Origin of the sequence: Henriciella mobilis, assembly GCF_003576315.1 — a bacterium.
GTDB classification, from domain to species: Bacteria; Pseudomonadota; Alphaproteobacteria; order Caulobacterales; family Hyphomonadaceae; genus Henriciella; species Henriciella mobilis.
Window position 1 is genome coordinate 40,839 of the sequence record NZ_QWFZ01000018.1, and the last position, 7,730, is coordinate 48,568.

General features: G+C 61.9%; 8 protein-coding genes and 3 pseudogenes. All 11 read left to right on the forward strand.

Going from position 1 to position 7,730, the window contains the following annotated elements; genetic code table 11:
• The first annotated feature begins 108 nt into the window (after positions 1-108).
• The 11 genes and pseudogenes from tnpA (D1227_RS10680) to istB all read left to right on the forward strand — a co-directional run bounded on the left by tnpA (D1227_RS10680) (position 109) and on the right by istB (position 7,603).
• On the forward strand, positions 109-462 hold the full coding sequence (gene tnpA / locus D1227_RS10680; RefSeq protein WP_045695144.1) for an IS66-like element accessory protein TnpA: 354 nt from the start codon (positions 109-111) through the stop codon (positions 460-462).
• Positions 459-560: pseudogene (locus D1227_RS20350) on the forward strand (IS66 family insertion sequence element accessory protein TnpB); the annotation flags it as partial. The gene tnpA (D1227_RS10680) and the pseudogene D1227_RS20350, both read left to right, overlap by 4 nt.
• A 108-nt stretch (positions 561-668) precedes the next feature.
• Complete coding sequence (gene tnpA, locus D1227_RS10690) at positions 669-1,061, forward strand: IS66-like element accessory protein TnpA (protein ID WP_045695771.1); 393 nt, start codon at positions 669-671, stop codon at positions 1,059-1,061.
• A complete protein-coding gene (gene tnpB / locus D1227_RS10695; protein ID WP_035540695.1) occupies positions 1,058-1,411 on the forward strand; it encodes an IS66 family insertion sequence element accessory protein TnpB in 354 nt (117 codons plus the stop codon). The genes tnpA (D1227_RS10690) and tnpB (D1227_RS10695) overlap by 4 nt, the downstream gene beginning before the upstream one ends.
• A 38-nt stretch (positions 1,412-1,449) precedes the next feature.
• Positions 1,450-3,102 carry an IS66 family transposase gene (gene tnpC / locus D1227_RS10700; protein WP_084146413.1) on the forward strand — a complete coding sequence of 551 codons (1,653 nt, stop codon included), beginning with the start codon at positions 1,450-1,452 and terminating at the stop codon, positions 3,100-3,102.
• On the forward strand, positions 3,090-3,758 hold the full coding sequence (locus tag D1227_RS10705) for a UPF0149 family protein (RefSeq protein WP_119404673.1): 669 nt from the start codon (positions 3,090-3,092) through the stop codon (positions 3,756-3,758). The genes tnpC and D1227_RS10705 overlap by 13 nt, the downstream gene beginning before the upstream one ends.
• A 17-nt stretch (positions 3,759-3,775) precedes the next feature.
• Positions 3,776-4,033: pseudogene (tnpB, locus tag D1227_RS10710) on the forward strand (IS66 family insertion sequence element accessory protein TnpB); the annotation flags it as partial.
• A 50-nt stretch (positions 4,034-4,083) separates the two neighbouring features.
• Positions 4,084-4,521 (forward strand): IS66 family transposase, encoded by a 438-nt coding sequence (locus D1227_RS10715; protein ID WP_035542059.1) that lies wholly within the window; start codon positions 4,084-4,086, stop codon positions 4,519-4,521.
• A 24-nt stretch (positions 4,522-4,545) separates the two neighbouring features.
• A pseudogene (locus D1227_RS10720) lies at positions 4,546-5,088 on the forward strand (IS256 family transposase); the annotation flags it as partial.
• Between the two features lie 182 nt (positions 5,089-5,270).
• Entirely contained in the window at positions 5,271-6,794 is a 1,524-nt protein-coding gene (istA, locus tag D1227_RS10725) for an IS21 family transposase (RefSeq protein ID WP_035542056.1), read from the forward strand.
• A complete protein-coding gene (gene istB, locus D1227_RS10730) occupies positions 6,791-7,603 on the forward strand; it encodes an IS21-like element helper ATPase IstB (RefSeq protein ID WP_119404655.1) in 813 nt (270 codons plus the stop codon). Before istA ends, istB begins: the two co-directional genes overlap by 4 nt.
• Positions 7,604-7,730: the final 127 nt, after the last annotated feature.

Sequence of the window (7,730 nt, forward strand, 5' to 3'; positions counted from 1 at the left end):
CTATGTAACCGTCCGGTCTCCCCGCCCTTGTGGTGAACGCCTCGATGCTGATTTTGGTTGGATGGAGGCGGATAGTGTCCGCCTGATTCAAGTGGACACGATCCGACCATGTTTGACCATAAGCCTGTGCGCAAGCGGCGGAGTTATTCAAGGGCCTTCAAGCTCCAGGTCCTGGCCGAGACGCGGGAGCCGTTTGTGTCGGTAGCCGAAGTGGCCCGCCGACATGGCATGAACGCGAACGTCATTTTCAACTGGCTTCGTGATCCCCGCTTCGGGGGCGACAAGGCGGTCACGGGTTTCCTTCCGGTCAAGATCGGTCCGGCGCCTGTCGCGGTGACCGCCCAACCTTTATCGGGGCCAGGCGATGAGGTGATCGTGGAACTGGCGGCGGGAGCGCGTATCCGCTGCAGGGACGAGCCATCCCTGGTGAGGGTGTTGCGTGCCCTGAGGCAGGTGACATGATCCCGGTTCCGGCTTCGACCAGGGTCTGGCTGGCGGCTGGCGTGACCGACATGCGCAAGGGCTTTAATGGCCTTTCCGCACTGGCCGAGAAGGTCGTAAGCGGTGCGACCGCCCCACCGTTATGACGGGTTCTCCTTCGACGTTGTTTCGGCGAGCTTTGCGTTTTGGTTTGGAGCAAAGCGTTGGAACAAACAGTGCAACATTTGTTGGCTTCCGCTGGGAGCAACATAAGCCGGCTTGAGGTTCTCGAGGGTCCGACGGGGCGTCGCAATTGGCCCGATGAGGTCAAAGCGCAGATCGTTGCCGAAAGCTTCGAGCCGGGCGTGAAGGTGAGCGCGGTTGCGCATCGCCACGGCCTGACGCCGCAGCATCTAACCGGATGGCGCCGGGCGGTGCGCGAGGGGCGACTGATACTACCATCGGCTGGCGAAGAACCCTTTGCCCATCTGGTCGTGGGCGATCTCCGCACGGCCGAGCATGAAGATCAAAGCAGGTGCGGGGCGATCAGCATCGAGACGGGCGGGATCGTCGTTCGGGTGCCGGCGGATATCAGCGCGGCCCGTCTTGGCGACATTGTCCGCGTCCTGCGCATCACATGATCCTGACCGGACAGGGCCTGAGGGTGGTCGTGGCGGTGAAGCCTGTGGACTTCCGCAAAGGCCATGACGGTCTTGCGGCGGTGGTGCAGTCGGAGCTGGGCCTCGATCCTCATTCGGGGATCATCGTCGTGTTCCGTTCGAAGCGGGCGGACCGGATCAAGGTTCTGACCTGGGACGGCGGCGGGCTGGTGCTGGCGTACAAGCGGCTCGAACAGGGCAGCTTTGCCTGGCCGCCGATCCGGGACGGGGTGATGAAGCTCTCGGCAGCCCAGTTCGGCGCGCTGTTTGAAGGTCTCGACTGGCGCAAGGTACGCGCGGTGAATGTTCGCCGTCCGAACCTTGTCGAATAAGCGAGTCACCGCGAACGAAGCAGTGTATAATATGGCTTATGCCCGAGACGCTCACTGCTTCAGAACTTGCCGGACTTCCGCCGAAGGTGCGGGCGGTTCTGGCGGCGCAGGCGGAGTTGATTGAGGCGCGTGCAGAACAGATCGCCGCGCACGAACAGAAAGCTGCCGCTGCTGAAAAAAAGGCCGCTGCGGCTGAAGAGAGCGCCGCCGCCATCGCCGACGAGATTGGGGAAATCAAAGCCCTGAACGCGCGGCTTGAGTACCTGGTGAAGGAGCTGCGCCGTGCGCTCTATGGCAAGAAGTCTGAGCGCCTTGATCCGGACCAGCTCGACCTGTTGCTTGAAGATCTCGAGACGGCGGTTGCAAAGGCTGAGGAAGAAAGCGAAGCGCGCAGTCGCGGGTGCACGGCGCGTGAGCCTTCCCGGCGCAATATCGGCCGCCTGCCAGACCATCTTGAGCGGATCGAACGTGTGATCGAACCGGAGAGCCTTGAGTGCCCGTGCGGCTGCGGGGAGATGGTGAGGATCGGCGAGGACCGCACGGAGCGGCTCGACTGCGTGCCGGCGCAGCTCCGGGTGATCGTCACGGTACGTCCCAAATATGCCTGCCGGACCTGCGAGGCTGGCGTGACGCAGGTGCCGGCCCCGGCGCACCTGATCGAAGGCGGCTTGCCAACCGAAGCGCTGATCGCGCAGGTCCTCGTCTCCAAATACGGCGATCATCTTCCACTTTACCGGCAGGCGCAGATCTTTGCCCGGTCCGGTGTCCTGCTGGATCGCTCGACACTCGCCGGCTGGAGCGGGGCCGCGGGCTATCATCTCTCTCCGCTGACGCGGCGGCTTGCTGAAATCCTCAAAACCTCAGGCCACCTGTTCATGGACGAAACCCGGTGCCCGGTGCTCGATCCTGGACGAGGCATGACCAAGAGCGGTTATCTCTGGGCGCTGGCCCGGGATGAACGCGGATGGGGCGGGACAGGTCCGCCGGGTGTGGTCTACTTCTACGCTGATGGCCGGGGCGGAAAGCATGCCGAGGCGTTCCTGAATGGGTTCACCGGAACGCTGCAGGTCGATGCCTATGCAGGCTACAAGCGCCTCGCGCGGAAAGGCCGGCCGGAGGGCGCGCTCGTGCTTGCCAACTGCTGGGCGCATGCACGCCGCAAGCTGGTGGAGATCAAGAAGTCCTCGAACTCGCCCATTGCCGATGAAGGCCTCAAACAGATCGCAGCGCTCTACGCCATCGAAGCAGAAATCCGCGGCCTTGATCCGGAAGCGCGCCGGCTTGTCCGCCAGGCCCGCACCGCGCCGCTGGTGGCTGCGTTCGGCGACTGGCTCAAGCAGAAACGCGCACGCATCTCTGCCAAGTCCAGGCTGGGTGAGCATCTCACCTACATCGCCAACTGCTGGGGCGGGCTGCAGGTGTTCCTCTCTGACGGCCATGTCGAGATGGACAGCAACCCGGTTGAGAACCGCATCCGTCCGCTGGCCCTCGGCCGCAAGAACCATCTGTTCGCCGGTCATGATGAAGGCGCGCATGCCTGGGCCTGCACCGCGTCGTTGATCGAAACCTGCAAACTCAACGGCGTCGAACCGCTCGGCTACCTGACCAAAACGCTCGAAGCCATTGCCCAGGGCCATCCCATGAGCCGACTTGATGAACTCCTGCCGGGGCCGTTCGCATGCGCAAGCTGACAGACGAAGGCCTTGCCCGGCTCGATCACTTCCTCGTCTCTCAGGAAGACGATGAAGTCATGATGGTGCCCGAGCTCGACGGGTTCCTCACCGGCCTCCTCGTCTGCCCCGAAATGATCCTGCCAAGCGTATGGCTGCCTGTCGTCTGGGGCGGAGACGGTCCGGTGTTCGAGGACCAGACTGAGGCAAACGAAATCCTCGGCCTGATCATGGCGCTCTACAACGACATCACATCCAGGCTTGATGATCCTGACACCTACGAACCGTTGCTCGACCAGGACATCGACGGGACGTTCCTGTGGGAGTTCTGGGCCGAGGGGTTCGGCAAGGCGATCGCCTTGCGTCCCCGGGCCTGGTCGACGTTCAAGGATCGGCCAGACGATGATCAGGCAGCTGATGCGTTCGGCATGCTTGTCGCCCTCGCCACGATCGCGCGGGCAACCGACGAGGATCCTGAACTCTACGATGAACTCGACGAGCAGGTCAGCTATGAAGCCCCGCAGATGATCGCTGTCTGCGTGATGGAGTTGCACCAAGACCGTCTTTCAAACCATCAGCTCAAGCCGCGAACCGAAAAGGTCGGCCGAAATGATCCGTGTCCCTGTGGGTCGGGAAAAAAATACAAAAAGTGCTGCCTACAAGCCGAAAAGCTGTGAGGTCTACGTACCGCTTACAGAAGGTCCTGGAGGAGGATCCCTTCTGCGGCCACCTGTTCGTGTTCCGGGGACGCGGAGGTGATCTTGTGAAGATCATCTGGTGGGACGGCCAGGGCGCATGCCTGTTTGCCAAGCGCCTTGAGCGCGGCCGGTTTGTGTGGCCGGCGGCGAAGGATGGCAAGGTACACCTCAGCCAGGCGCAGCTGTCGATGCTGCTTGAAGGGATCGACTGGCGGATCACGAAGCAGACATGGCGGCCTCTGACGACAGGGTAAAGCGATTTTCGGGATTCACTGGCGAGGCGAAGCAGGGTAGATTCCTGCCTATGTCGGATGTGGCTGATCTTCCCGATGATGTCGAAGCGCTGAAGGCGATGCTGCGCGACGCGCATATCGAGTTGCGTGGCCGCGACCTGCTGATCGAGAAGCTGAAGCTCCAGTTGTCAGGGATGGCCCGTCATCGGTTCGGGTCATCGGCCGAAGGCCTCCAGCAGCTCCAGCTGATGCTGGAAGACCTGGAGATCACCCGCAGCACAGAGGTTCCCGCTGGCGCGCCAGAGCCTGCCTCGAAGGACAAGCCGGCCCGCAAGCCGCTGCCGGATCACCTGCCAAGGATCGACCAGGTGCTTGAGACGGGCGATGCCTGCAATGATTGCGGTGGCAAGCTGAAGCGCGTTGGCGAGGATGTCACCGAGGAGCTCGAGTATATCCCCGGCCGGTTCATGGTGAACGGGAGTGTCAGAAATTTTGTGCCGGGGTCATAGTGATGGAAAGAAAGGACGCATCACATGGCAATCGAGAAAGAACTCCTGGACCAGCTGCTTTCAGGACGTGATCCTGAGGAGATTTTTGCAAAGGATGGTCTCCTGGATGATCTGAAGAAGGCGCTCTCGGAACGCATTCTGAACGCGGAGCTGGACGAGCATCTTGGCGAGGAACGCTCTGAGGGACGGTCCAACCGGCGCAACGGCGTATCGAAGAAGACGGTTTTGACGGGCACTTCGAAGGTGACTCTGGACATTCCACGCGACCGGTCGGGCACCTTCGATCCGAAGCTGATCGCCCGGTATCAGCGCCGGTTTCCTGATTTCGACGAGAAGATCATCTCGATGTACGCGCGCGGCATGAGCGTGCGCGAGATCCGGGGCCATCTGGAGGAGCTATACGGGATCGACATCTCTGCCGACCTGATCTCGACGATTACCGATGCGGTTCTGGAGGCTGTCGCCGAATGGCAGAACCGCCCGCTCGATGCCTGCTATCCCCTGGTCTTTTTCGATGCGATCCGGGTCAAGATCCGGGATGAAGGCTTTGTGCGCAACAAGGCGGTTTGCAGCGCGACAATCAGGATGAGAGTTGCGCGACAAACGGGATGAGAACGCTTCGGGGCGGGAACGTAGGGAGGGCGTAGCCCGACTGGAGTTCCTGCCCCGAAGCGTAAGTTTTTCAGGACTTTCTGGTGCTCGCGGTCGGTGGAGTAAGCTGGCGATTTTCCATTCGGAGGGATCGCATCTTGCCCGGCCGCCACATAACCGACCATCAGATGAGGCTCTATATGACGTACAGGAAGACTTACCCGATAGCCGTTGCCGCCGCGAAGGCGTCGATCAGCCCGGCAACCGCCTATCGGATCGAGAAGGATCCAAGACCGCCTTCACAGAAGACCGAGGCGCGCGGCCGCCGGCGCCCTGATCCCCTGGCCGGCATTTTCGATGCCGAAGTCGTGCCGATGTTGCAGGCAGCGCCGGGCCTCCGGCCCGTGGCTGTTTTCGAGGAGTTGATCCGGCGTCATCCTGATCTGGGTGAGAGCGTACGGCGCACGCTTGAGCGTCGCATTCGGGCCTGGCGCGCCATTCATGGCGAGGAGCAGGACGTCATCTTCCGCCAGGTGCAGGAACCCGGCCGGCTGGGGCTTTCGGATTTCACCGACATGGCCGCACTCGGCATCACGATTACCCACCAGGTTCTGGACCATCGGCTCTACCATTTCCGGCTGGCCTATTCCGGCTTTGAACACGCCCATGTCGTACTCGGTGGGGAGAGTTTCGTCGCCCTGGCAGAAGGCCTGCAGAACGCACTCTGGTCGCTGGGCGGGGTGCCGCGTGAGCACCGCACGGACAGCCTGTCGGCGGCCTTCCGTAATCTGGGCAAGGAGGCGCGCGAGGACCTGACCCGCCGCTATGACGAGATGATCACCCATTATGGCATGGTCGCCTCGCGCAACAATGCCGGCATCGCCCGCGAGAACGGCGCCATCGAGGGCCCGCACGGCCACCTCAAACGCGCGATCGAGGATGCCCTCTTGCTACGGGGGGCGCGCGATTTCGACACCCTCACTGCATATCGCGGTTTCGTCGACGAGATCGTCAGCCGCCGCAACGCGCGCAATGCCAGACGCATCGACGCAGAGCGAAGTGAGCTCAGGCAACTGCCCGAGCAGCGTAGCGCCGACTTTGAGGAACTCGGTGTGCGGGTCACATCCTCAGGCGGATTCACCCTGCGCAAAGTTTTCTACACCGTGCCCTCGCGTCTCATCGGTCATCGCCTGCGCGTGCGCCTCTATGACGACCGCCTCGACGTCTTCATCGGCAGCACACATCTCATGACATTGCCGCGCGGGCGCGCTTCGCCTTCCGGCAAGCATGATCAGGTCGTCAACTACCGACACGTCATCCATGCCCTGAAGCGCAAACCGATGGCCTTGATGCGGCTTGTCTACCGCGACCAGCTGTTCCCACGTGAAGCCTACAGGCAGACCTTCGACCTCCTCGTCGATCGTTTGACCGAGCGCCAGGCGTGCCAGATCATGGTCGAGCTGCTTGGTCTCGCCCACGAACGCGGCTGCGAGCGCGAACTGGCTGAAGAGTTGTCGATCTGTCTGGGTACTGGCGACCTGCCTGACATGGGCCGTCTGCGAACCCGCTTTGCGCCTGATGCCGCCAGCCTGCCCAATGTCGTCGTCCGCCTCGAGCCGCTTCAGGCCTATGAAGCGCTCATCGGCTCCACACCTGCGCTGGCGACGGGAGAAGGAGCATGAAGAACTCCGCGACAGACCCGACCCGGCTCAGCCTGCTCCTCAACGAGCTGCGCTTGCCTGCAACCAAGGTCAGCTGGCCAAAGTTCGCAGACCAGGCTGACAAGGAAGGCTGGCCCGCCGCCCGCTTCCTCGCCGCACTGGCTGAGCACGAACTGGCCGAACGTGATCGCCGCCGCATCGAGCGGCATCTCGCAGAGGGCCGCCTCCTGCCTGGAAAAACGCTCGACACATTCGAGTTCGACACCGTGCCGATGGTCTCGAAGGCTCAGGTCATGGCCATTGTCGCGGGCGACATCTGGCTGGGCAAAGGCGCAAACCTGCTTCTGTTCGGACCGCCCGGAACCGGCAAAAGCCACCTCGCTTCGGCGATCGGACTCGCGCTCATCGAGAGCGGATACCGGGTTCTGTTCACTCGAACCACCGATCTCGTCCAGAAGCTGCAACAGGCCCGTAGAGATCTCGTTCTCGAGAACGCCCTGGCAAAACTCGACAAGTTCGATCTGCTCATCCTCGATGATTTCGCATACGTCACCAAGGATCAGGCCGAGACCAGCGTCCTCTTCGAGCTCATCAGCACACGCTACGAGCGCCGGTCCATGTTGATCACAGCCAACCAACCGTTCGGGGAATGGAACAAGGTCTTCCCCGATCCCGCCATGACACTCGCCTCCGTCGATCGCCTCGTTCACCACGCAACAATATTCGAGATGAATGTCGAAAGCTATCGGCGCCGACAGGCCGTTGAGCGACGAAAGGGACCAGGAAGGCCCGCCGCGTTCGCAACCACCAACAATATCATGCCTGATTGACGCGCCGCGACAATCAAACTGACAAACCTCTTGCAAGCGTCAATCTTTGACGCAATCATTCAAAAATCGCGGCTCCAGATTCTCATCCTGATTGACGCTCGCTTCTCATCCAGAATGTCGCGCTACA

Coding starts and splice junctions, on each gene's coding strand:
- tnpA (WP_045695144.1), top strand. CDS start 109: ATGTTTGACCATAAGCCTGTGCGCAAGCGGCGGAGTTATTCAAGGGCC.
- tnpB (WP_035540695.1), top strand. CDS start 1,058: ATGATCCTGACCGGACAGGGCCTGAGGGTGGTCGTGGCGGTGAAGCCT.
- tnpC (WP_084146413.1), top strand. CDS start 1,450: ATGCCCGAGACGCTCACTGCTTCAGAACTTGCCGGACTTCCGCCGAAG.
- D1227_RS10705 (WP_119404673.1), top strand. CDS start 3,090: ATGCGCAAGCTGACAGACGAAGGCCTTGCCCGGCTCGATCACTTCCTC.
- D1227_RS10715 (WP_035542059.1), top strand. CDS start 4,084: ATGTCGGATGTGGCTGATCTTCCCGATGATGTCGAAGCGCTGAAGGCG.
- istB (WP_119404655.1), top strand. CDS start 6,791: ATGAAGAACTCCGCGACAGACCCGACCCGGCTCAGCCTGCTCCTCAAC.